The 23,413-nt window shown below is 52.3% G+C and carries 23 protein-coding genes; 14 read left to right on the top strand and 9 right to left on the bottom strand.

Annotation, left to right across the window (positions count from 1 at the left end; all coding sequences use genetic code 11):
- Positions 1–12: 12 nt before the first annotated feature.
- Both A6R74_RS12530 and A6R74_RS12525 read left to right on the top strand, forming a co-directional pair.
- A complete protein-coding gene (locus A6R74_RS12530) occupies positions 13–513 on the top strand; it encodes an Lrp/AsnC ligand binding domain-containing protein (RefSeq protein ID WP_064234803.1) in 501 nt (166 codons plus the stop codon).
- Positions 514–517: 4 nt separating this feature from the next.
- Positions 518–1,273, top strand: a complete 756-nt coding sequence (locus tag A6R74_RS12525) for a HesA/MoeB/ThiF family protein (protein WP_064234802.1) — start codon at positions 518–520, stop codon at positions 1,271–1,273.
- A gap of 4 nt (positions 1,274–1,277) precedes the next feature.
- Here the strand turns inward: A6R74_RS12525 and A6R74_RS12520 are convergent, their stop codons facing one another.
- On the bottom strand, positions 1,278–1,874 hold the full coding sequence (locus A6R74_RS12520; RefSeq protein ID WP_064234801.1) for a bactofilin family protein: 597 nt from the start codon (positions 1,872–1,874) through the stop codon (positions 1,278–1,280).
- Between the two features lie 195 nt (positions 1,875–2,069).
- Here A6R74_RS12520 and A6R74_RS12515 point away from each other — a divergent pair, with 195 nt between their 5' ends.
- Positions 2,070–2,639 carry a bactofilin family protein gene (locus A6R74_RS12515; RefSeq protein WP_064234800.1) on the top strand — a complete coding sequence of 190 codons (570 nt, stop codon included), beginning with the start codon at positions 2,070–2,072 and terminating at the stop codon, positions 2,637–2,639.
- Positions 2,640–2,777: 138 nt separating this feature from the next.
- Complete coding sequence (locus tag A6R74_RS12510; RefSeq protein ID WP_064234799.1) at positions 2,778–4,457, top strand: methyl-accepting chemotaxis protein; 1,680 nt, start codon at positions 2,778–2,780, stop codon at positions 4,455–4,457.
- A gap of 91 nt (positions 4,458–4,548) precedes the next feature.
- Here the strand turns inward: A6R74_RS12510 and A6R74_RS12505 are convergent, their stop codons facing one another.
- Positions 4,549–5,316: a class I SAM-dependent methyltransferase gene (locus A6R74_RS12505; RefSeq protein ID WP_064234798.1), complete on the bottom strand. Its 768-nt coding sequence runs from the start codon at positions 5,314–5,316 to the stop codon at positions 4,549–4,551.
- Positions 5,317–5,546: 230 nt separating this feature from the next.
- Here A6R74_RS12505 and A6R74_RS12500 point away from each other — a divergent pair, with 230 nt between their 5' ends.
- From A6R74_RS12500 to A6R74_RS12485, 4 genes are all read left to right on the top strand, one after another.
- Positions 5,547–6,038: a metallophosphoesterase family protein gene (locus tag A6R74_RS12500; protein WP_064234797.1), complete on the top strand. Its 492-nt coding sequence runs from the start codon at positions 5,547–5,549 to the stop codon at positions 6,036–6,038.
- 101 nt (positions 6,039–6,139) lie between these two features.
- Positions 6,140–6,871: an oxygen-insensitive NADPH nitroreductase gene (gene nfsA, locus A6R74_RS12495; protein WP_064234796.1), complete on the top strand. Its 732-nt coding sequence runs from the start codon at positions 6,140–6,142 to the stop codon at positions 6,869–6,871.
- A 157-nt stretch (positions 6,872–7,028) separates the two neighbouring features.
- A complete protein-coding gene (locus A6R74_RS12490) occupies positions 7,029–7,994 on the top strand; it encodes a zinc-binding metallopeptidase family protein (RefSeq protein WP_064234795.1) in 966 nt (321 codons plus the stop codon).
- Positions 7,995–8,140: 146 nt separating this feature from the next.
- On the top strand, positions 8,141–8,788 hold the full coding sequence (locus tag A6R74_RS12485; RefSeq protein ID WP_064234794.1) for a hypothetical protein: 648 nt from the start codon (positions 8,141–8,143) through the stop codon (positions 8,786–8,788).
- A 17-nt stretch (positions 8,789–8,805) separates the two neighbouring features.
- On the opposite strand, the gene A6R74_RS12480 is transcribed toward A6R74_RS12485, so the two are convergent.
- The 4 genes from A6R74_RS12480 to A6R74_RS12465 form a co-directional block, all read right to left on the bottom strand.
- Positions 8,806–9,618, bottom strand: a complete 813-nt coding sequence (locus A6R74_RS12480; protein ID WP_064234793.1) for a PEP-CTERM/exosortase system-associated acyltransferase — start codon at positions 9,616–9,618, stop codon at positions 8,806–8,808.
- Between the two features lie 72 nt (positions 9,619–9,690).
- A complete protein-coding gene (locus tag A6R74_RS12475; protein WP_064234792.1) occupies positions 9,691–12,522 on the bottom strand; it encodes a bifunctional diguanylate cyclase/phosphodiesterase in 2,832 nt (943 codons plus the stop codon).
- A gap of 34 nt (positions 12,523–12,556) precedes the next feature.
- Positions 12,557–13,780 (bottom strand): hypothetical protein, encoded by a 1,224-nt coding sequence (locus tag A6R74_RS12470; protein ID WP_165603381.1) that lies wholly within the window; start codon positions 13,778–13,780, stop codon positions 12,557–12,559.
- Positions 13,749–14,222 carry a hypothetical protein gene (locus tag A6R74_RS12465; RefSeq protein ID WP_205634188.1) on the bottom strand — a complete coding sequence of 158 codons (474 nt, stop codon included), beginning with the start codon at positions 14,220–14,222 and terminating at the stop codon, positions 13,749–13,751. Before A6R74_RS12465 ends, A6R74_RS12470 begins: the two co-directional genes overlap by 32 nt.
- Positions 14,223–14,576: 354 nt before the next feature.
- On the opposite strand from A6R74_RS12465, the gene A6R74_RS12460 reads away from it, so the two are divergent.
- The gene (locus A6R74_RS12460) at positions 14,577–15,485 is read left to right on the top strand and encodes a dihydrodipicolinate synthase family protein (protein WP_064234791.1); all 909 of its coding nucleotides are present in this window, start codon (positions 14,577–14,579) and stop codon (positions 15,483–15,485) included.
- A 58-nt stretch (positions 15,486–15,543) separates the two neighbouring features.
- Here the strand turns inward: A6R74_RS12460 and A6R74_RS12455 are convergent, their stop codons facing one another.
- The gene (locus tag A6R74_RS12455) at positions 15,544–16,479 is read right to left on the bottom strand and encodes a glycerophosphodiester phosphodiesterase (RefSeq protein WP_064234790.1); all 936 of its coding nucleotides are present in this window, start codon (positions 16,477–16,479) and stop codon (positions 15,544–15,546) included.
- Positions 16,480–16,740: 261 nt separating this feature from the next.
- Between A6R74_RS12455 and A6R74_RS12450 the strand changes: the two genes are divergently transcribed.
- Both A6R74_RS12450 and A6R74_RS12445 read left to right on the top strand, forming a co-directional pair.
- Entirely contained in the window at positions 16,741–17,430 is a 690-nt protein-coding gene (locus tag A6R74_RS12450; protein WP_064234789.1) for a VIT1/CCC1 transporter family protein, read from the top strand.
- Positions 17,431–17,525: 95 nt separating this feature from the next.
- Positions 17,526–18,155, top strand: a complete 630-nt coding sequence (locus tag A6R74_RS12445) for an SDR family oxidoreductase (RefSeq protein WP_064234788.1) — start codon at positions 17,526–17,528, stop codon at positions 18,153–18,155.
- 27 nt (positions 18,156–18,182) lie between these two features.
- On the opposite strand, the gene A6R74_RS12440 is transcribed toward A6R74_RS12445, so the two are convergent.
- On the bottom strand, positions 18,183–19,166 hold the full coding sequence (locus A6R74_RS12440) for an aldo/keto reductase (protein WP_064234787.1): 984 nt from the start codon (positions 19,164–19,166) through the stop codon (positions 18,183–18,185).
- Between the two features lie 62 nt (positions 19,167–19,228).
- Between A6R74_RS12440 and A6R74_RS12435 the strand changes: the two genes are divergently transcribed.
- Entirely contained in the window at positions 19,229–20,170 is a 942-nt protein-coding gene (locus A6R74_RS12435) for a LysR family transcriptional regulator (RefSeq protein ID WP_064234786.1), read from the top strand.
- A gap of 93 nt (positions 20,171–20,263) precedes the next feature.
- On the opposite strand, the gene A6R74_RS12430 is transcribed toward A6R74_RS12435, so the two are convergent.
- Positions 20,264–21,157, bottom strand: a complete 894-nt coding sequence (locus tag A6R74_RS12430) for a LysR family transcriptional regulator (RefSeq protein WP_064234785.1) — start codon at positions 21,155–21,157, stop codon at positions 20,264–20,266.
- A 133-nt stretch (positions 21,158–21,290) separates the two neighbouring features.
- Between A6R74_RS12430 and trpB the strand changes: the two genes are divergently transcribed.
- Entirely contained in the window at positions 21,291–22,520 is a 1,230-nt protein-coding gene (trpB, locus tag A6R74_RS12425; protein WP_064234784.1) for a tryptophan synthase subunit beta, read from the top strand.
- Positions 22,521–22,540: 20 nt separating this feature from the next.
- Positions 22,541–23,380, top strand: a complete 840-nt coding sequence (trpA, locus tag A6R74_RS12420; protein ID WP_064234783.1) for a tryptophan synthase subunit alpha — start codon at positions 22,541–22,543, stop codon at positions 23,378–23,380.
- Positions 23,381–23,413: the final 33 nt, after the last annotated feature.

Raw genomic sequence — 23,413 nt, 5'->3', positions numbered from 1 at the left:
TTGGATCCTGCCATGAAACCAAAAAATAGAACGCTGGACCGTATCGACCTCAAAATCCTGCGCTGTTTGCAGGAGAATGCGCGTATTTCATACGTCGATTTAGCCGCTGAAGTAGGCTTATCCACAACCCCTTGTCTTGAACGCGTTAAGCGTTTGGAGAAAGCGGGTATTATTCGTGGCTACCAAGCCATCCTTGATCCGCGGGCTTTAAAAGCCAATTTATTAGTTTTTGTCGAGATCAGCTTGGAAACACAATCGCCAGCGGTATTTGATGAGTTTCGGCGTGCTGTCGAAAAGCTGCCGCAGATTCAGGAGTGCCACCTTGTCTCGGGACAGTTTGACTATATTTTGAAGTGTCGTATCCCTGAGATGGCTGCTTACCGCCAGCTATTGGGTGATGTGGTGTTAACGTTGCCTGGTGTTAAAGAATCGAAAAGCTACGTGGTGATGGAAGAAGTGAAAGAGAGCTTCAATTTACACATCCCCGCCTACGAGGAATTTGAGGATAAGTAAGCCGATGATGGATGACCAGGCGCTGCTGCGCTATAGCCGTCAGATAATGCTGCCCGAGGTGGATATCGAGGGCCAAGAGCGCCTGCAATCTGCTCATGCAGTGATTATTGGTGCAGGCGGTTTGGGCTCTCCGGCAGCGCTTTATTTAGCTGCGGCTGGGGTGGGGCGCATCACGATCGCCGATGCCGATCACGTCGAACTTTCCAATCTTCAACGTCAAATTGCCCACCAACACGCCAGTATTGGCTTAAATAAGGCGCACTCTGCCCAGGTCAGCATGCAAGCGCTCAACCCACATTGTCACGTGGTTGCGTTAGACCAACATGTCGAGGGCGAAGCCCTTGAACGCTTAGTCGCTTCGGCGGATGTGGTGCTGGATTGTACGGATCGTTTCTCAAGCCGCTATGCGGTGAATGCGGCGTCACAAAAAGCCGAGGTGCCGCTTGTGTCTGGGGCGGCCATTCGCTTTTCAGGTCAGTTGGCGGTGTTTGATCCTCGCGACGCGGCTTGCCCCTGCTACGCCTGCCTCTATCCACCCGACGATAGCCGCGACGAAGCGCTTAGTTGCGCAGAAAGCGGGGTAATGGCGCCACTGGTAGGCTTAATCGGCTGCTTTCAAGCGGTAGAAGCCTTTAAACTGCTGAGTGGCGCAGGTGCTGCCCATCAGGGGCTATCTACGTTCGATGGCTTAAGTGGCCAATGGCGGCGCTTTCAAGTACCCCGCGATCCCGCTTGCCCAGTGTGCGCTCAGCGCCGCTAGCCCCTTAATCGTTAGCTTTCGCTTCTGTTTTGTCGTGTTCCGCGGCGTTCGCGCTAGCGGTTGCATGTTTATCGACCGATGCTTTACGCGAGTTAGCCACGGAGGCGTTGTTCAATGCGGAGGTTTTTGTAACGCCGCCGGTGGCATCGCCAAAGGCGCTTTTCAATACCTCATTGTCAGGATCCATATCGATACTGCCGTGGAAAACGCTGCCATCTTCCAACACCAGGCAAGGGGCAACAATAGTGCCTGAGACCTGGGCGCCTTTGTGAATAGTCGCGCGGTGAAGTACCACTAAATTGCCTATCACTTCACCGGATACATGCAGCGTATGGGCAAATACATCGCCGTTGATATAGCCATTGGCACCTAGGGTAACGGTGTGCTGTTTGCAGGTGATAATGCCGCTTACGCGTCCCTCTACCGTTAAATCTTCATCGCTATTAATGTCTCCCTCAACTTGCGTATGCGCCCCAATCACGGAAAGGCTTGGTCGCGCACTGCTGGTCGGGGTTCCTTGTGTGGCTGATGAGCGTGTATCAGGTGGTATTAGCGTTGAGGTTTTATTTTCAGGTGGGGCATTCTTGGCTTTGTTAAACATAGGGTGACTCCTAGTAAATGACGCCAGTGCGCCTTTGGGGTGCGAAGTAGTGAGCACTAAATACCTTAATCGGCTTATGAGCGTCTTAAAGCCAGGAGTTAAGCCAAGTGAATGGGCTTATTCACGCCGCCGCAATATAGCAGAGCGAGTATAACGTTAGCTGGGGTAACCACATCTAAAGCGGCAGGAAGCGGTATGGGCATTCAAGTATGGTTTATTGTGCTGGGCGTTGGCGTAATGACGCTGATCGTATGGGACGGCAAGCGCCGTAAACTAAAACAGCGCTCTTTAATCGTGGCCGATATAGCGCGCAAAGTACCTGCTATGGATACCGTTCCCAACCCAGTATCACCCTATGAAGTGATGTCGCCACCTGAAACAGATGCCACCACTGTGGCGTCTCCCGCCATAGAGCCCATACCTGGTGGTAGCCGAATTGGGTCAGCCACCCATATTTTAGGCAAGGTAATCGCCGATGAGCCGGTGGTCATTAAGGGGCGTTTGGAGGGTACCCTCATTGCGCCCAATCATCCCGTCTCTGTGACTGCCTCTGGCCATGTAGCGTCTTATATTGAGGGGAGTTGTGTCGATATTGACGGGTATATGGTCGGTACGCTTAAAGCCAACACTAAGGCCACGCTACTAACGCGAGCGCGCTTACAGGGGGTGGTCGAAGCTCCTCGCTTAGAGTGTATGGCGGGGGCTTGGCTTCAGGTAGATGTGGCCCAGGCTGCCAGTCGCCAAAGCGTTGCCATGGTGTCTTAGGTATCTTAAAGGCTGCGGGCGGTTGCTTATCACACTATACGTTAGCCCAACGTCTGGATTCGCGCTTCGGTGCTTCAGTTTTTGCTAGCTTGGCCGATATCTTATTGAATAAATTATAAATATTAAGGAATTAACAGAATGAAGCACCTCTCTATTAAATGGAGCCTGACTGCTGCATTAGCCCTACTGGTGCTTATGATTGGCTTGATCAGCGGCCTCGGGTTTTATTCCAATCATAATAGCTCGCAAGCACTTGAAGAATTGGCTGCCACCAACGTACGACTCGTTAACTTAGCCAACCGCACACAGGTGCACGCGCTTAGAGCGCAAACGTTTTTAGACCGATCGGCGAGTTTCAGCACCCAGGGTAACCCAGAGAAAGGGCAGGAAAGTCTTGCCATGGCAGCAGAGGCGGTGGCTGAGGCAGAGGCGCGCTTTAATGAGTTTAGTGCCGTGCCAATCAATCCTGAAGGTACGCTGGCACCCCACCGTGATGCGATTATCAGCGCTTACAATGCTTTTGTGACGGAGGGCATTTCGCCACTATTAGAAGCCGCCCCTTTTCAAATTCAGCGCAGGCAAGAGGAACTGGGGACATTAAGCGCTGAATTGGATCAGGCAATGAGTGGTTTTATCGCGTATACCGAAGAGCGTGGCGCGAATGTCCTCCAACAGCTCAATCGTTTGGCGACTATTATTGGTGCCATTGCTATTACCCTTTTAGTGATTTCACTGGTGGCAGTGGTGGTGATTCGGTGGGCAATGATGCGCAGCGTAGTAAGGCCACTTCGACGTGCCAGTGAACACTTTGCGCGGATTGCCGATGGTGATCTGACAGGCCAGATTGAGGATCGCGGGCGTAACGAAATTGGTCAGTTGTTCAGTGGACTATCGGCGATGCAGGAGAAGCTAAAACAACTGGTTGTTGCGTTGAGAGGCAGCAGCGAGCGGGTTTTCAGCGGGGCTGGTGATATCTCTGCGGGAAGTCAGGATCTCTCTTCGCGCACTGAGCAGCAGGCCTCCGCGCTTCAGCAAACCGCTTCCAGCATGGAGGAGATGTCGACGACGGTAGCTAAAAACGCTGAAACGGCCCAAGAGGCGGATCAGCTTTCGGTTGCGGCGTCACGGTCAGCGGAGTCAGGTGGCGAAGAGGTAGAGCGCACGGTGCAACTTATGCGTGAGATTGCGGCCAGTGCGAGCCAGGTAAACGATATTATTGGCGTGATTGACTCCATTGCCTTCCAAACCAATATATTAGCACTCAATGCGTCAGTCGAAGCAGCCCGCGCAGGCGAGCAAGGCCGCGGCTTCGCCGTTGTGGCCAGCGAGGTGCGTACATTAGCGACGCGAAGTGCTGACTCCGCCAAAGAGATTCGTAGTTTGATTGAGCAGACCACCACGAAAATTAACGGTGGCGCTGAACAAGCGGAGCGCAGCGGGCAGACGATTCACCAAACGGTGGATGCGATTCGCCAAGTCACTACTCTAATGAGCGAAATTTCAACCGCTACGCGTGAGCAGAACAGTGGTATTGAGCAAATTAATGCTGCCCTTACCGAAATGGACTCGGTGACCCAGCAAAACGCTGCGCTTGTGCAACAAACCAGCACGGCCGCTAGTTCTTTAGAAGAGCAGGCCCGCGAGCTGGCCGATTTGATGGCTACCTTTCGCATTGATGAGAGTGCTGTCAGCGCTATTGCGATGACGCATAAGGGAAAGGCCCTAGGGCAAGCAGTAGACCCACGCATTGAGTCAGCGCCACGCCAACAGATGAAGCAGAGCCAATCAGAAACCGTCGATGAATGGAATGAGTTCTAGGTCTTAAATCACTAAAAGCCGCCGATGATAAGTGTACTTATTGCCGGCGGCTGTTTGCCGCTATAACGTGGCCGCTAATAGGCGGTTCAGCTTACGCACGGGCTGAAACGCGCAGTCGTACATAATCTGCCGTCCAGTTGCCTTGTTCATCGCGCAGACTGTGTCCCAGCAGCGTTAAAGTGTTTTCAAGTACTGCTTCGCGCACATCTTCGTCGAGCCCATGCAGGAAAGGGCTGGCAAAGGTTTCCAGCCACCCCAACATGCCGGTAGGCAAGGGAGTAGGGCGTGGGATCAGCTCAATGCTTTCTACTTTGAAACCGACTGTTTCCAGCAAATGGCCGTACTCGTGGGTGGTCGGAAAGTACCAGGGGTGGCGGCCGCGGGCGCTAATGCCCCGAAACTGCAGGGCAGCAATCAGTGCGGTGCAAATAGCGGCGACATTGCCATGGCCACCGAACTCAGCCACAAAACGGCCTCCCGGCTTTAATGCACGCTTAACGCCTGCTAGTACCGCCTGGGGGTCTAGCATCCAATGCAGCGCTGCATTGCTAAATACTGCATCAAATTCATGGTCAAAAGGCAGCTGGTGCCCATCAATGACACGCGCGGTAATCCCGCGTTGGCGTGCGGCGTTCACCATCTCTTCTGAAGCGTCTACACCGAGCACGTCACCGCCAAGTTGCACAAGGCGCTCGGTCAACGAGCCGTCGCCGCAGCCAAGATCCAAAATGCGTTCGCCGGGCTGAGGCGCTAACAGCTTGACCACTTCGCTGCCTAGCTTAGGTACAAAATTAGCATTCTGGGCGTAGTCGCTGGCATTCCACTCTTGCCCGGGTGCATTTTGAGGGGTATTGGTCATATCGGCTTCCTGGCGTCGTTATTATTCCATCAAGTGTCAGTTATCAACGTATAGCCTTAGCAGTATAGCTTGCTGATGCCTAACTTATTAGATAGACAATGAAAATCTAATAAATGACTCGCTATCGCTAGCTATTTGATAACTTAGATATCGGCTTTGGTAGGCAACTTTTGATAGCGTCCTAGCAAAAAAAGCTAGAATGACATTTTCATCCGCTGACAGGGGGGGGAATGAGCCAATCTAAACCGTGCTATAGCGTCAATTCTCCCGTCGGGGTGATTGCCGATACCCATGGGTTGCTGCGTGATGAGGCACTTTGTCTCCTGGAGGGGTGTGAACTCATTCTGCACTTGGGGGATGTGGGTAGCAAAGAAGCGGATAAAGCGATTTTGCAGCGTTTGGAGACAGTGGCGCCAGTGCACTGCGTAAAGGGCAATATAGACAGGGCGGCGTGGGCGACGAGTTTGCCGATACATCAGGACATTATTGTGAACGAAAAACACCTGCACCTTGTTCACCGCTTAGAAGATTTCGACCCAAAGACTCCTTGCGTGGCTGTTCTGCATGGCCATTCCCATAAGCCCCGCAATCAACATCAGGACGGAAAGCTGTTCTTCAATCCTGGAGCAGCGGGAAAGCGCCGATTCAAACTGCCTATTACGCTAGGCAAATTATGGATAGATCAACGCGGCGTGCGCGGCGCAATTATGCATTTGCTCTAGCCTGTTTTGAAAGCGATCAGCCACTCCTGTCATCTTGTACAAATCTGTTACCCTATTCGTTTGTTGTTTCAGATAAGCGTTATGCAGATAAGCGAGGTTCCATGAACGACGTTATTGAGTTACTGAAATCCCACCGTTCGATCCGTAAATTTAACGATCGACCGATTCCGCGTGAGTTGCTGTTGGAGCTTATTCAAGCCGGTCAAGGAGCGGCTACGTCCAGCCATGTTCAGGCATATACCGTTATCCATGTGAAAAATCAGGCGAACCGTGAGCAGATAGCAGAGCTGGCCGGCGGTCAGGGTTACATTGCTAGCTGTGCCGATTTTTTGGTTTTCTGTGCTGATATGAAGCGTCCGACAGAGGCTTCTGAGCGCACTGGCGCAAACGTTGTTCGAGGAATGACCGAGCAACTGTTGGTGGCGACCGTCGATACGGCGCTAATGGCGCAAAATGTGGCGGTGGCAGCGGAGTCTGAAGGGCTGGGAATCTGCTATATCGGCGGTATCCGCAATAATCCTCAACAGATTAGCGATCTGCTACGTCTACCCAAGCACGTGTACCCAGTGTTTGGTATGTGCCTCGGCTATCCAGACCAAGAACCTGAAGTAAAGCCACGCTTACCCGTGGAGGCGGTTCTTAAAGAAGACTACTACACTGAAGACGTCGAGCAGGTAGAGGCCTTCGATACAACTATGCAGACTTACTATCAGGCTCGCAGCAGCAGTAACAAAGACACCGACTGGTCCCGCAATCTTAAGCCTTTGTTTGATAGCAAGTTACGCCCTCATATGCGTGCCTTTTTGATCAAGCGCGGCTTTGAAATGAAATAGTCTTGAGATGACCTGGCTTTGACATGACCTGGCTTTGACATGACCTAGCTTTGAGATGAAGTAAGGGGCGCTGGACACTTTTTTAATAGGATTTTTGGAAAAGAGAACGTTCAGTCGGTTATGGGTTCTCTTTTCTCGCTTTCAGGAGCTTCACCGTATGCGCGTATTTTCAAATCCCGTCGGTTCGGGCTCTCTCTGGTTCGACAACCTTGCAACTGCAGACGGGGTTCCCGTCGCCTATGACCCTCAGGCCCGTGCCTTTGTGCCAATGCCGCCTTTCTGCATCAATCGTGACATTATTGGCTGCAACTGGATTGCCCCTAAAGAGGGTGCTTTTTGCCGCGCTTGTGCCATGACAGCACTGGCGCCAGACCCTAACCTTCCCAACGCTATTCCTAACTGGGCACAAACGGAAGCGGCTAAGCGCTGGGTTTTGGATAATCTGGGCCGTTGGCACTGGTTCCGACCCGAAGATCCAGGCGCCCCGCCGGTTTTCCATCTGCTTGCCGAAGGCCCCACACCTGTGCCGATGGGGCACATTGAGGGCGTAGTGACCATCAGTGTGGCCGAGGTAGACCCCGTGCTGGTTACTACGCGTCGGGAAGCGTTAGAAGAGCCTTACCGCACGATGATTGGCCATATGCGCCACGAAATTTCACACATGCTGTGGTGGCGGCTTAGTTTGCGCGAAGATTTTTTGAATGCCTTTCGTGAGATGTTTGGCGACGAGCGTCAGGATTATCAGGCCGCGCTACAGCATCACTACCAAGCCGGGCCGCCGCCTGATTGGAAAGAGCGCTATTTAACCACCTACGCCTCAGCACATCCCCACGAAGATTGGGCCGAAACTGCCGCGCACCTGCTGCATTTAACCGATATTGCCGATAGTTTTGCGGCATCAGACCTCTCTTCGCCGGAGCTGCCTAGCCCGCAGTGGGATCCATATGCAGAGCCAGACGCGGAGCGATTAATATACGTGGCTGCGGCGCTTACCGTAGGGGTTAACCACGTTAACCGCTCGATGGGCTTGCCGGATCTTTACCCTTTTGTGCTGTCAGAGACGGCCCGCCGTAAGCTTGCGTTTGTCCATGATTGGCTGCGTCGCGGCGCTCAGGGGTTATAAACAGTAGTAAAGGTTGATACGGCAATAGTGAAGAATTGTCGTGATCATCTATACTGGATTCCAAGGCTATAATCGCAAGTCGATAACCGATAACAATAAAACCGATGGCGCCGCAGGCCATCGGTTAACCCGCATGGAGACTGCATATGACCCTTGATCGCGCTTACTACCTGTTAGCTGCTTTCTACAGTTTAATGGTAATTATGGGGGTAATTGCCATATTGGCTGGTGGGGGGACTCTACTTGCTCCCGTGCATTTGCTGTTGGGGGCATTAGCAGTGGTTGGGCTTTGGGGATACATCTTGAAGCGCAGATTTATGAATCCACGCATGTGGCGGCCCTTGGCCTGTGTGCTTGCTGTGGGCATTGTCGTTCAGTTATTCATCATGCTGACAACACCGCTTTCGAGCGTTTTATTAACCTGGATGCTGACCAGTAGCATTTTTTCCGTCATGTTGGTCATTATGCTCTACCGCTATGGAGACCGAGACCAACCTCTTTGGGCGTCCGATGAAGAGCGCACAGCTGCTCGACAACTAGACGTTTTACTGAGCGATAACTCTCCCATAACGGCCATCAAACGTGACGGTAGTCGTGAGAATAGCGTAAAGGTTTTTAAATCAAATGAAGGTTATAAGGCAAGCGTGACACGGCGCTCGAAAGAAGGCCAAGAGCGCTTTGAAGAGCGCTTCCAATATCCCGAAACGCTAGTGTTTTTCTTAGAGAAATTCACTAGTGTAACGATTAATGATTTTAGGCCCGCGTCTACAGTCGAGAATAACAGTGCACTATAGTTGAAGTTGTTATTAAACTAATTAATAGAACTGCTGTCCTTGATTGTCAGCAGTTCTTTTAATTGTGGTTCTAAAGTTTTTCGGATGTGAAGGTAAAACGGCATTAGTTCTTTGTTCATCTCTTTTTCTGCTTTGCTGTGGTCGATGTAAAAAGCATTTCGCTTACCATGCATTTCAATAGGTTCGCCAACCTTTTTAAACTTGAAGCCGGACATGGAGAGAAGTCTTGGAAGTCTTGGTTCCATCATGGCAAATACGTGACGTTTTTTCATTAAGCCGACGAGTGCATATGTTGCAAGGAACAAGGCAATAATTATCAAAGGAAACGCCTTTTTTTCAGCTTCTGTAAATTGGTAATCAAAAGCGTTTGAGGCAAGAGTTTCATGATTTATTGCTTTATGGCGAAATGCTCTAGCGATAGCAAAACGCGATATTTCACAAATACTCTCATATGGTAGTTTAGCGGGGTGCAAAACTTCGTGGGGAAGCGTGTGCTCACCAAAATCTTGAAGAGGTAGTCTCTTCAGTTCTCCATCATGGTGAGGCGCTGGTAATACCAATCTAAGGCAGCCAGCTGCCAGTCCAGATCGTCGATGTTCAATCAAACAGTGAATGGAATGAGAGTCGTGAATATCCGATTCGATATTTTGATTAGTTATTTGGGCTGGGTGATAACCAATTTCTTGACAATAAACTTCGTGGCGGAGCTTATATATCCTGTTCTTTTGATTTTCAGTGATAGCAAGGCTGAAATTAAATTCGTCATTAAAAGATGTGAAGATATCTATCGGTATGTTGCTAGTTTTCTCCTTTTTTTGAATTGCTTCCATCACTGTTTTTCCTTGGTTAGTTAATTTGTTGGATGGTGTTGTGTTTTCTTTCGTTGAAAATAATGCTGTTCATTAATAGTTGGTGAAAGCTATATGGATTGGAATTGGACGCCCTAAGTGAAATCCTTGACCATAAGTTATCCCATAGGATTTTATTATTGGCAATAGGGCTTCCTGATCAACGTACTCGGCAATTGTTTGCTTGCCAAAACCTTTAGCAATGTCAGCAATCGCGCGAACAATGACTCGGCTGTCTGGGCTGATTAGCATGCTGCGAATAAAAGAACCATCAATCTTGATATAATCGACGGGTAACTGCCCTAGGTAATGGAAACTGCTGAAGCCCACCCCAAAGTCATCCAGAGCGGTGCGGCAACCAAGGTCGCGTACTGCTTGTAGTACGCCGCGTGCGGTAGAAAAATCAGTAACCGCCGCTGTTTCTGTTACTTCCAATATTAGGTGGTGGGGGTCAGCTCCGCTGGCAGTCAGCTCGTCTGCCAAATACTGCTTTAGCCCTCCATCATGAAGGGACTGGCCGGAAAGGTTCACCGCTAAGGTGATACCTCTATCCTGCAATTGGCTAAGCGCCTTTAAGCTGTGCCGCAATACCCAACGGTCGATTAAGATAATCTGTCCGCTCTGCTCGGCAATTGGAATAAAGTGTGCAGGATCAATTAGGCTCCCATCTGCGTCGCGCATTCGCAGTAGTACCTCGTGGTGTTTTACGTCTTGGTCTGCCAGGCGCATGATGGGCTGCACCATTAGCTCGAAGCTATCCTCTTCAAGCGCATTGCGTATGCGTTCAACCCAGTAAACTCGTTCTTGCAACTCGTCTTTGGCATTTTCTGACTTGGAAAGTAGATGCCAATGCTGGAGACCATTCGCTTTAGCTTTGTACATAGCCACATCAGCGCTAGCCATAAGGTCAGCGGGTGTATTGCCATGGGTTGGGAACAGGGCAATGCCAATACTGGCCGTTACTCGATGCCGCCGCTCGCCGACAACGCAGCCGATGCCCTCTAGCAGTTGGGCAATATATTGCGCGGCACTGACGGCTTGATCGGCGTTGGTATTTTCTAATAGGAGGGAAAACTCATCGCCACCAAGGCGGGCAATAACACCACGGCGGCCAAGGTTGTGGAGGAGTGTGTCGGCAACTTCGCGGAGTAATTTGTCGCCTACATGGTGCCCGCTCAGCTCGTTAACCTCTTTGAACTGGTCTAAATCCAGCAGCAGTACCGCCCCTTTTTTCTTCGATGGGCGTTCAAGCGCAAGTTGCAGTGCATGCTGGAAATAGCGCCGGTTGTAAAGCTCCGTCAGCGGGTCGCGCTCGGCCAACCAAGTTAACCGCGCTTCGGCAGCCTTGCGATCGGTAATATCGAGCCCGACTGATATGCGGGATACCTTCCCCTCGCTACCTGTCTGTAAAGGTGCATGATACCAAGCAATAGTATGAAGGCGGTGGTCGGGCGTACGTAGTGTTTTTTCCTCTTGCTGAGGATGGGAAAACGTATTCACTGTGCTAGGGACTCCCGCCTCGAAGACATCAACAAAATGTCGCCCAAGTAGCGAAGCCTCATTGAGCCCTAGCATCAGCTGAGCATACTCATTGACTAGGCTGATCCGTCCAGTGCAGTCTTGAGCAATGATAAACACCTGGGCTGTGTCCAGCAGGCCACTGATGAAATCACGCTCTTTGGCTAGCTCTTCAATACGCTCAGCTAGCTGATGGCCGCGCTCCTGAACTTCACCTTCTAGCATTTCAAGTTGGCGCGACAGCTCGAGTGTGGTGCTCTCAAGAACATCTATCTCGTCGGGAATGCGACGGCGGTGGCTAGGAATGGCGGAACGTATATCGCTAAACTTCCCGTCGGCCAGGGCAGGAAGCAATCCGGCGACTCTACGTAGCCTAGCCATTGGGCCAAGTAATATAATTAATAGCAGTAGTTCAGCGGCAATCCAGCCGAGCACGCCAACGAACAGCAGCTTGCGAGTATCCTGGTTAATTGCCTGAATTTGCTCGGTAATGTCTGATATCAGCAGAAAGTATCCGATATTGCTACGTTCGTTATCCTCTTCCATGCGCACTGCGCTGAGTTCTAAGTGCCTGCCGCTATATTCAAGACTTAGTGGTGCTTCTATCAAGCGACGTACAGGGGCCGTATCTGCCGCTCGCTGCAAAGGTACTAAACTTTGTTCTTCGCTTGTGAGTGCCAGCAATTGGCCATTCCACGCTTGCAGCTGCCTTGTTGCCGTTACCTGGCTGTCTTCAGCGGGCCCGGTAACAAGTAGCGCGACTTCGCTGCCAGAGACTTCTTTGGCTTGCCGAGTGACATCGGCTAACGAGCGAGATAGCACGACCATACCGACGCTTTCTCCCCTCACCAGTACCGGCACGGCAGCAAATTGCTGGCAGCTAGCTGAGCAGCGAAGCGCTGCAAGTGGTCGTTCGGTGTTGATAACCTGGCTTACCCAGTTCCGTATGGGAAGCTGTGCTTGCGAGTTTCCGGCGCCCCAACTGCCCAATACTTGACCGAGCGTATTGATGATTAGAATCTCATCAATTCCCGCCTCGAGCTGAAGTGCGGGCCATTGGGAGTCCAGCGCTCGCTCGACATCGGCTGTGCTACCCGCTTGTAAGGGCAGGCCCAGGCTTGCTGAGGCGGCAGTTAAGCCAGCTAACTGACGTAAATTTTCCGATGAACGGAGCAACGCTAAACGGATTTCTCGCTGCTGGCGTTCGTGGTGCTGAGTCCGACTTTCCTGAAACTGACGAGTTAAGTTGTCGTGTCCTAGCCAAGTAAAAAGTGTTACCAACGCTAAAAGCAGGAGGCTGCTTAAGGTGATAACCCGCCAGGTTAGGCTAAGACGCTGAGGCATTCGAAAAAGGGTAGGTGTTTTCATTACGGTAACGTCCTAGCCAGGATCGGGGGAGGCATCAGAAGCGTAGCGATAGCTGGAATAACCACATGTTCCATCTTCGGCTGGTTGCTGATGAATCTGGATTATCCCGAATGGGCAGCCAACCACTGCCGTCCACATGGTGATATTCACCTGCTAGCATAACTTGAGGATGCGGGTTCCACTGCAGACCAAAGGTTAGATCATCTGCAAACTGGGTATGGGCTGGGACGATACCCCCGGTGCTCTCCTCAAAAGATTTACCGTTGCGGTCTGCGCGATTGCTGGTGAGGCTGTCGTAACGTACTAACCATTGCCATTCACTGGCAAAACGCCGCGTGTATTGGATATACCAACTTTCGCCCGTGACATCATTTACCCAACGGTTTTCTAAGCCACCAAGTTTAGTTGACCTTAGGGCGAACTCGCTCGTTAAGCTCCAGAGTTCTTCGTTGTATTGTAATGACAGAACAACTGGACGAAACCGAAAGGAGACATCTGTCTGTTCCGCAGTGCTGGAATCAAAGCGTGCTTTCGCCTGAGCAGTGCTCAATGCTGCAATAATACGCCCTCCATCATGCTCATAACGAATTTGACCTATAGCTGACTGCTTAGCATCTAGTGTTCCCGGCACATCTTCTAGACGAAGCGAGCTTTGTAAATCCTCATCTGCTTGAGCTTGGCCAATACCTACCTGCGTGCGAAGAACTCCGGTAGCCAGTCTTTCTTCGTGGTAAAGACTTATCCCATCTCCTGAAAGTCCGAGAGACCGTGTGCGATCAAAATAAATAGATTGAGGCAGCAGTATGCTAGGGCGTGTAAATGCCACATCACGGGTTTGGTTATAAAATCCAAAAGGGTTTTTGAACCTTCCTAACTGAATACCAAAGGTTCGTTCTTGGTCTGAAATCACTTGATAATCAATTAGGCCATAATCCAGCTTAGGTTCAGCATCGGAGCTATCGCCTCCAGCTCGACGACTGAGTATCTGAGTAGCAACAAGCACATCCTGGTGAGGGCGTAAGGAGGCGTTGAGACCTATTTCGGTGAATTCGAAGCTACCTTCACTTTGGCTACTGTGACCAAAGAAATTGTTTTCGTCAGTGACCACTAGTGCCTGGCTAAGAAATCCGTGCACTTGCAGAGTATCAAGAACGTGCTCACCGCTTTGGGAATGAGCAGATAAACCCATCACAACGGTGCCCAGCAGCGTGGCAAGGGCTCGACATTCATTCCATCGAAATAACTTGAACGCTATCATCCAGATACTCCCTTTCAAGATAGCCAATAGCACCGGGTGTCGTGGCGACCTGCTCGTGCATTTCTGCCTGATCGCTTACTCGGTCAGGGGCTTGCCCGGTACCTGAGAAGACCATGCGATCCCAGGCTAGCTGAAGCTGGTGCGGGTAAACCGCCAACTGTTCTTTGGCAAAGCGAGCATGTACGGGGTGGCTATTACTTAAGACGAAGACCCTGACTGCTTGGCCATCCGGCCAGGTGCGTTGGCGCATCGCGAAAATCGCACGGGTGGTATCCCTATTTAGTAAGCGGGTAGCGACATCAGGATGAGCCACTAAATAAAGTGGTGCTTCCCTAGCGATGGCATTTGTTGCTGCGAAAGTGATACCCACCAGCAAAATAAGGGTAGTCACTGCCAGTAAGGCCAATCGCAATGGAGAACCGCTTATAACGAGTGATGGCATTAGTGGCGGCTTACTGGTTGATTAATGAACGCCAGGTTCACGCACGATGCAGTTCTGCCCTGCATATTAAATGTGTATGAATTGATGACGTGTTCTCCCTCGCAGCACTAGCAAAACTGTTTTTATATTCAGCTCTAATGGTATGACTGAAAGATACGCATCCAGAAATGACTGTGCCATATCGATACGGCACATTACCAAACACTACATCAATTCAAAAAAAATAACAGGAAGTCATGTCAACGAACAGTGAGTATTAGATTATGACTATTCCATTTCCATAGGCGTGTACATAATAGCCAATCGCCTATGTAACATTGCGATTGCCCTCCCTCTTGAAAAGGATCGTCCATCATGTTCACCGGCCTAAGTGCTTTTCCGCTAACCCCCATGAACGAGCAGAATATTAAGGAGCGCGAGTTTACCCGCTTAGTGGAACATTTAGCTGGGGCAGGGGTGGACTCCATAGGCGTGTTGGGCTCGACGGGTAGCTACGCTTATTTAAGCAGCGATGAGCGCGCCCGTGTTACCCAGCTTAGCGTTGAAAGCGCAGGTAGCGTGCCTGTTGTTGTGGGTATTGGTGCGCTACGTACCCGCGATGTGTTGGCTAATGCAGAAAGCGCCCAGCAAGCAGGCGCAAGCGGGGTGTTGCTAGCACCGGTGTCCTACCAAAGACTCACTGATGATGAGGTTTTCAGTCTATACGCTACGGTCTGCCAATCGCTGAGTGTGCCGCTGTGCGTATACGATAACCCTGGTACTACCCATTTTGAATTCAGCGATGAGTTGCATGGGCGTATCGCCCAACTGTCGCAGGTTCGCTCTATCAAGATTCCGCCGATTAAGGACGATATTGCATGCGCAAGTGAGCGGGTTGCACGGCTGCGCAAGTTAATTCCCGGTGATGTCACCATCGGCATCAGTGGCGACTCAGCGGCAGCCACCGGTCTAAATGCGGGTTGCGATGCCTGGTATTCCGTGATCGCTGGGGTATACCCTCAAGCAGCACTGGCGATAACCCGGGCCGCTCAGGCAGGGGATACTCAACAAGCCAAAGCGCTTTCAGACGCCCTTGAGCCGCTATGGGCACTCTACCGTAAATACGGCGGTAGCCTGCGAGTGGTGGCCACCATTGCGGAAATGACTGGAAAAGTGAGCCAGCCCTGCCTGCCTCAGCCGTTAAAAACGCTACAAGGTGATGACAGGAGAATAGTCGAGCAAGTACTGGAACAGCTTGGCTTAGAATCTGAAGGTAAGGATTAATACTGTGCAATAAAAACGCCCGGCCATTACCGGGCGTAATCACTACAATTAAGGGTGCTTACTCAACGAGTTCAAGCAGACGATCAGGGAAGTTGGTAAACAGGCCATTTGCACCCATTTCCATCAAACGCTTCATGTCATCGGTTTCATTGACGGTGTAAATGTGTACCGGCAGACCGTTTTCATTCGCCTGACGGATAAAATCGGCGTCGATGACTTCTTGGCCTTCGTAAATATAGTTGGTGCCGATTCCCGACGCATATTGCGCCACCGCGCGGAAGTCTTCATCAGTAATCTCTGCTGGGCCCGGTGTCACGCCAGTCCACTCCACCAGGCGCGACTCGTCCTCTTCGCTGGGGTAATACCAAACCAATTGAACCAGCGGAATGTCGTCGTTAAGTTGCTGCACTTTTAACAGGCTGCCCTGTTCGAAAGACTGCACTAATACGTGGCCATTCTCGACCATGTCGTACTCTTCCAGTTTTTCTACCAGGGCTTCTTCCAAACCTGGGTTTAGCTGTGGAGACTTGGTTTCAATGTAGTAGCGGGTATCGTTACCGAAGCGCTCGAATAGCTCATCCAGCGTGAGGATTTTTGCCCCTGCAAAGTCATCGTCTGCTTTATCGGCGTTGGCTTCATTAAACCAAGTGCCCGTATCCAGTGCTTTTAGTTCCTTCAGGGTGTAGTCATTAATCTGGCCTTCACCATTGCTGGTGCGATCAATGGCGTCGTCATGGAACACCACCAATTCACCATCAGCGGTGATTTGGACGTCCAGCTCTAAGTAATCAACCCCCCATTCATGGGCCAGCTCATAGGCTGCCATAGTGCTTTCCGGCGCATGGCCGCTAGCCCCTCGGTGAGCAATCACTTGGAATGATTCAAGATCCTTTAGCTGCTGCTCCAGCGGTGAAGTTTCTGCCAGCGCAATAGACGTGGCAGCACCAGATAAAAGACCCAGAGATATTGAAGTAATCAGTAAACGGCGTTGCATGAAAATACCTTTTGTTGAATGCCTGTTTAATAACCCTACACGGAGTAAGTGATGAAAGACAAGCAGAGAGGGGACGCTAAACATCGCCAGGATCAAACCGTCAGGCTGGAAACCTTCATGCCAAGCGCTCGTTCTGGATGGAGGAAAACGCCATAATTGACTCGCAAATAGATAGCTGGCGCCCAGTTTCTGCTAGGCTCTGAAAAAGATAAGTGTATTTAAACGTCGGCGTTTAGATAAACCAACGATGGCATTAGCCCCATGATCCATACTGAACATCATCGATCTCACCGTAACGGATGGTTGCGTGCCGCGGTACTAGGTGCCAATGACGGCATTGTGTCCACCAGCAGCTTGATACTGGGCGTTGCGGCAGCTAGTACCACACAAAGCGATATTATGCTGGCGGGTATTGCGGGCCTGGTAGCCGGTGCCATGTCGATGGCCGCAGGGGAGTACGTCTCGGTAAGTTCGCAATCGGATACCGAAAACGCCGATCTAGATATCGAACGTAAAGCATTGATGGAACATTTCGAGCTAGAGCAAGAAGAGCTCGCTGCCATCTACGAAGCCCGTGGGGTTGAACCAACGTTGGCACGCCAAGTCGCGGTGCAATTGATGGCCAGCGACGCCTTAGGCGCCCATGCGCGAGATGAGATCGGCATCACCGACACCGGCCAAGCGCGTCCACTCCAAGCAGCACTCTCGTCGGCGGCTACGTTTACTATCGGCGCACTGCTACCACTACTAATCGCTTGGTGGGCGCCATCTTCACTGCTGGTGCCACTGGTAGCACTGTTTTCTCTGCTTTTTTTAGCTTTGTTGGGCGCTATAGCTGCCCGAGTGGGGGGCGCGCCAATGCTAAAAGCTGCGGCAAGAGTGATGTTCTGGGGCACGCTCGCCATGGCCTTAACATCCGCTATAGGGCATGTGTTTGGCGTGATGGCTTAAATACCTGAACCGCTGTAGGAACAACACACTGAAGGGTTGAATTCCAACTAAGTGCCTGCACTCATAGAAGGGTAAGTAATTCACAAGGAGGCGTTATGACAACGTTAGTGATTGGCGCGAACGGACAGATTGGCAAACAGTTTTGTGAACTGGCCCAAAAAGCGGGCACTCCCATCAAGGCGATGATCCGCAGTGAAGAGCAGGTAGCGTGGTTTAACGAGCATGGCATAGACACCGTGATTGCTGATTTAGAGGGTGAGTTTGAACATGCCTTTGAAGGCTGCGATCAAGTGGTCTTTACAGCGGGGTCAGGCCCCCACACCGGGCCGGATAAAACCCTGATGATTGACCTTTTCGGTGCCATTCGGACTGCCGATATCGCCAAGCAGAAAGGCCTCTCCCGCTACATCATGATTAGCGCTATGCGGGCGGAACAGCCATTGGACGCGCCCGAGAAAATGCGCCCCTACATGGCAGCGAAATTTGCCGCCGATGCCCATCTGCGCAACAGCGGCGTCCCATATGTCATTCTCAAACCTGGGCGCTTGACCGACGAAGCTGCCAGTCAGCAGTTTGCTAGCTCGTTTGATGAAGCTGGTGATAATCAAATCTCCCGCGCCAATGTTGCGCACGCATTACTGCACACGGTGCAAAGCCCGGGCGTGACTAATCAGGAATACCTGCTGCTGGATGGCAAGCGCTCAATTGACGAGATTATTCAGTAATACTCCCTTAACGGCGGCCGCGATCGTCTACGCATTAACCCCCTTCATGCCTTCTGGAGTGTAACGTTCACCGGTCACCGGAAGGTGCTGGGTGGCCGCTTCAAGCTGTTGCTGTTCATCGGCGGTTAGGTTGATGGTCGCGGCTGCCGCATTCTCATCAAGGTAGCGCAGCCGCTTAGTGCCGGGAATCGGCACGATGTTATCGCCTTTGGATAGCAGCCAAGCTATCGACAGCTGCGCCGGGGTGCAGCCTTTATGGGTGGCCATTTCGCCGATTACGTCGGCGATCCGGCGGTTGGCATGCATCGCCTGTTCAGAAAAGCGCGGCAGGTTAGGGCGAAAATCACCTTCGCCAAAGTCGGCATTCTCGTGAAGTTTTCCGGTCAAAAAGCCACGGCCCAGCGGCGAATAAGGCACAAAGCCGATGCCGAGTTCCTTGCAGGTGGGCAGCACCGTTTGCTCTACGTCCCGCGTCCAGAGTGAGTATTCGGTTTGTACCGCTGTTACCGGGTGCACCGCGTGTGCTCGGCGCAAAGTGTCAGCGCTGACCTCGCAGAGGCCAATATAGGCAATTTTCCCCTCTTTCAACAACTGCGCTAGGGCCTCCATCGTCTCCTCAATTGGCGTGTCCGGGTTAACGCGGTGGACGTAGTAGAGATCAATCTGCTCGACGTTCAACCGTCGAAGCGATGCCTCGCAGGCTTGTTGGGCATAGTGGGCGCTGCTATCCAGGCGACGTTGATATTCTCCAGGGTTGCGCACAATGCCAAACTTGGTGGCGATACGAACCTTGGGTTTGTGACTGGCGAGAAAGCGGGCAATCAACTCCTCGTTATGATGCGGCCCGTACATATCCGCCGTGTCGAAAAAGTCGATACCCAACTCTACTGCTTGTGCTAATACTCGCAGCGACTCGCTGTCATCCCGAGGGCCGTAGAACTCGCTCATCCCCATGCAGCCTAAGCCGATAGCGGAAACGGTTAGATCGCTGCCTAGCGTTCGTTTTTGCATGATGTTTCTCCAGAAGTGACGCGTTCTTGAGTGGCGCAGTAACAGCGTGGCACTATCCAATAATGAAAAAAATGAACGAGTTTGGTAAGCCGATTTCCGATTATGAAAAACACATGCCGCGGGGTTGGGTATGGGACGATACGCGCACCTTTCTGGCAGTGGCGCGCCACGGCACGCTGAGTAGTGCCGCCGCTGAGCTGAACCTGGGCATCGCCACGCTCTCCCGGCGTATCGAACGGCTGGAAAACGCTTTAAAGCTGCCCCTGTTTGTTCGCCAGCAATCGGGCTATCAGCTTACAGAGGAGGGGGCGGGGTTGATTGAGAAAGCCGAAGCGCTGGAGGCTGCGGCTGCGGCGTTTACCAGAGGGGTTTCCAGTGCTGCGCAATTGAGCGGCAGAGTGCGTTTAGCGACCGCTGAAAACCTCGCCACGGCGCTGATTCTGCCCGCGTTGCCGCAATTTTATGCGCAGTACCCCGGCATCACGCTTGAACTGGTGACCGATATCACTACCGTCAACCTGCATCGCCGTGACGCCGATTTAGCGCTTAGAATGGTCAAACCCGAGCGGGGCAATGTCACCCTTCGACGCTTGGGCACGCTGGGTTTCGGGCTTTACGCGAGCCCCGGCTATGTAGCGCAGCGCGAGTCTCTTCATGATGCTGGCGATTTCGACACGGATGCCTTTATCACCTGGGGTGAAACGCAAGCGCACTTGCCCGCCGCCCAGTGGGTTGAACGGGTTCTACGAGGGCGCGCACCTGCGCTAACCACGACCTCTATGGCGACTCAATTAGCCGCTGCCAAGGCCGGGTTGGGCATAGCGGTACTGCCGCATTTTCTGGCCAGAGAGGCTGGTTTGGTTGGTGTTGTCGCGGATATTGGTCTAGATCAGCCCATTTATCTCGTTATCCAGACGGATCTCACCCAATCAGCCCGTATCCGGGCCGTGGCGGACTTTCTGGCTGCGCTGGTGGCGAGTAACCGCGAGCGCTTGAGTGGGTGATATATCGAAGCGGCTATTAAAATCGCAGGTGTGAATTGTTTTGTTTTTGCCATTAAAAGGTTTGTAAGGTGTTCTAAGTGTGAGTTGTTATCGTCATGTTATTAGCTCCCTTTTAAGCCATTCCGCCAGTGGCTCGCTGCGGCGGCTGTTGGTGTTTTTGGGTGACCATAGACAAAGCCTCGCGTGGGTTTCGATACTTCCCCAGGGGGCAATAAGTCGTCCGCTCTTAAGGTCATCCTTCACCAACAACGTGGGCGCTATCGCCACACCCAAGCCCGCCACTGCCGCTTCCATTAAGTAGTAGAGATGATCAAATCCTTGGCCTTTGCTAAGTGCCTTTTCAAGTTGCGCCAACTCAAGCCTTTGTGCGTTAGCCCACTGGGGCCAAGCCTGAGGGCGTGATGCAGTAAGTAATAGCGTGTTAGCAAAAAGTGTTTCTGGTCTGGCAGGGTCGAATTGTGCCGCTAACTGTGGGCTTGCCACCGCGCAGATCTCTTCCGTCATTAGCTCAATCACTTCCACATCTTCAGGCCAGGGCGGTTCGGAAAACGCCAGCGTGGCGCTGGCATCCGTTTGCTTGCCGGGCTGCTCGCTTTCGCTCACGACCACTTTCAGCTTTAGCTGGGGTAACTCGCGGTGCATGCGATCTAACCGGGGAATTAGCCAGCGGGCTAAAAGACTGCCAGGGCAAGCGAGAGTGAAGGGTGCTTCCTCTACATCACGCTTGAGCGCTGCGCAACTATCCTTCAAGCGGGAAAATGCCTCACCCACACCGCTTTGTAGCTGCTCACCGTGTGGGGTTAGCGCAATGCCCCTACCCACTTTTACGAAAAGCGCCACGCCAAAATGCTCATCCAGGCTTTTTAGCTGGCGGCTTACGGCGCCGTGAGTAACGCTTAGCTCTTCTGCCGCGGCAGTCACGCTGCCCAGCCGGGCAGTAGCTTCAAAGGCGCGCAAGGCGCTAAGCGGTGGCATGCTGTTCTGCATTGAATGTCCGGGTTTATAGTTGATTAAAACTCACAGATAGCTGACATCTTATCGATTTTTATCCCAGCCTGCTTGCGCTACTTTCACTGCATTGTTTTCACTGTAATGTTTGATAACGCATTCAGAGGTCGTAATGAATCAACCTGTAGACTTAACCAATAGCCTGCCCGACGCCAACGGTTTATTTGGTAGCTTCGGCGGCCGCTTCGTCGCGGAAACGCTGATGCCGCTAATTTTAGAGCTGCAAGACGAATACGCCACCGCCAAAAACGATCCAGAGTTCCAGCGCCAGCTAGCCTACTTCCAAGGCGACTACGTGGGGCGGCCCAGCCCGCTCTACTTTGCCGAACGCCTGACCGAGCATTTTGGCGGGGCGAGCATTTACCTCAAACGTGAAGAGCTGAACCACACCGGCGCCCACAAAATTAATAACTGCATCGGTCAGGTATTGCTGGCCAAGCAGATGGGTAAAAAACGCATTATCGCGGAAACCGGCGCGGGCATGCACGGCGTGGCCACTGCCACGGTGGCGGCACGTTTTGGTCTGCCCTGCGTGATCTATATGGGTACCACCGATATCGAGCGTCAGCAGACAAACGTATTCCGCATGAAGCTGCTGGGCGCAGAGATTATCCCTGTCACCTCCGGCACAGGCACGCTCAAAGACGCCATGAACGAAGCACTGCGCGACTGGGTCACCAACGTCGACGACACCTTCTACATCATCGGCACCGTGGCCGGGCCGCACCCGTATCCCGCGATGGTGCGCGACTTCCAAGCCGTGATCGGTCACGAAACCCGCACACAGATGCTCGAAAAGCACGGTCGCCTGCCAGATTCATTGGTGGCCTGCGTAGGCGGTGGCTCTAATGCCATTGGGCTATTTCATCCCTTTCTTGATGATTTAGACGTTCAGATGATTGGCGTCGAGGCCGGTGGCAAAGGCGTAAAAAGTGGCCTGCACGCGGCGAGCCTAAACGGTGGTACGCCGGGTGTATTGCACGGCAACCGCACTTACCTGTTACAAAACGAGGACGGCCAGATTACCGACGCTCACTCAATTTCAGCGGGGCTAGATTATCCTGGCATTGGGCCAGAACACGCATGGTTGCATGAGCAGAAGCGGGTCGAGTACGTTTCCGCCACCGATGACGAAGCGCTGGAAGCGTTTCAGGTCTGCTGTCGCCAAGAGGGTATTATCCCCGCCCTGGAAACCGCCCACGCGTTGGCGGAAGTCGCTAAGCGTGCGCCTACGCTTCCCCGTGAGCACCTAATGGTGGTCAACCTAAGCGGTCGCGGCGACAAAGATATGATGAGCGTTGCCCATCATCTCGGCGATAAGTTCGGAGTGAAACAGCTATGAGCGCAATCCTGGAGACTGTCATGAGTAACATCTCACGTCTGGAAAATTGCTTTGCCGAACTCAAGCAACAAAACCGCCCAGCGCTGGTCAGCTACCTGACCGCCGGTGATCCAGATGCCGAGACTTCCCGGCGCCTGCTGCATGGGCTACCAAACGCAGGGGTGGATATCATCGAGCTAGGCATGCCGTTCAGCGACCCTATGGCCGATGGCCCCGCTATTCAGAAAGCCGCGCTGCGTGCCCTGAAAAATGGCCAAACCCAAGCCAAAACCCTGGAAATGGTGCGTAGCTTCCGTGAAGAAAACAGCACTACTCCGATTGTGCTGATGGGCTACTACAACCCTATTTTCTGCTACGGCGTTGAGCGTTTTCTAGCGGATGCCGCCAATGCCGGGGTTGATGGTCTGATCGTAGTGGATCTCCCCCCAGAGCACGATGAAGAGCTCTGCCAACCAGCAGCACAACACGGTATCGACTTTATCCGCTTAGCGACACCGACGACCGATGCCAAACGCCTGCCGAAAGTGTTGGTTAACGCCTCCGGGTTTATCTACTACGTCTCCGTGGCGGGTGTTACCGGTGGCAATGCGCCGACGCCAGCAAGGTTGGAAAGCGCTGTCGCTGGACTTCGCGAACATACTGAATTGCCTATTGCGGTCGGCTTCGGTATTCGCACCGCCGAGCAAGCAGCTACCATCGGCCGCTATAGCGATGGCGTCGTCGTAGGTTCTGCGCTGGTTGACTGTATTGAACACGCCAACAACCCTGATGAAGCCGTTGAACGAGTACACGGCCTGGTTAGAGAGCTGGCTAAAAGTGTCAGAGCATGCCGCACAGAGCGCGAGCTGCAGGCTGGTTGATACAAGCACCGTAAAAAGAACGATACGTTAAAA

Origin of the sequence: Halomonas sp. ALS9 (genome assembly GCF_001651035.1) — a bacterium.
Taxonomy (GTDB): domain Bacteria; phylum Pseudomonadota; class Gammaproteobacteria; order Pseudomonadales; family Halomonadaceae; genus Vreelandella.
Note: the sequence above shows the minus strand (reverse complement) of the source record. Positions and strands in the feature narration are given on the sequence as shown.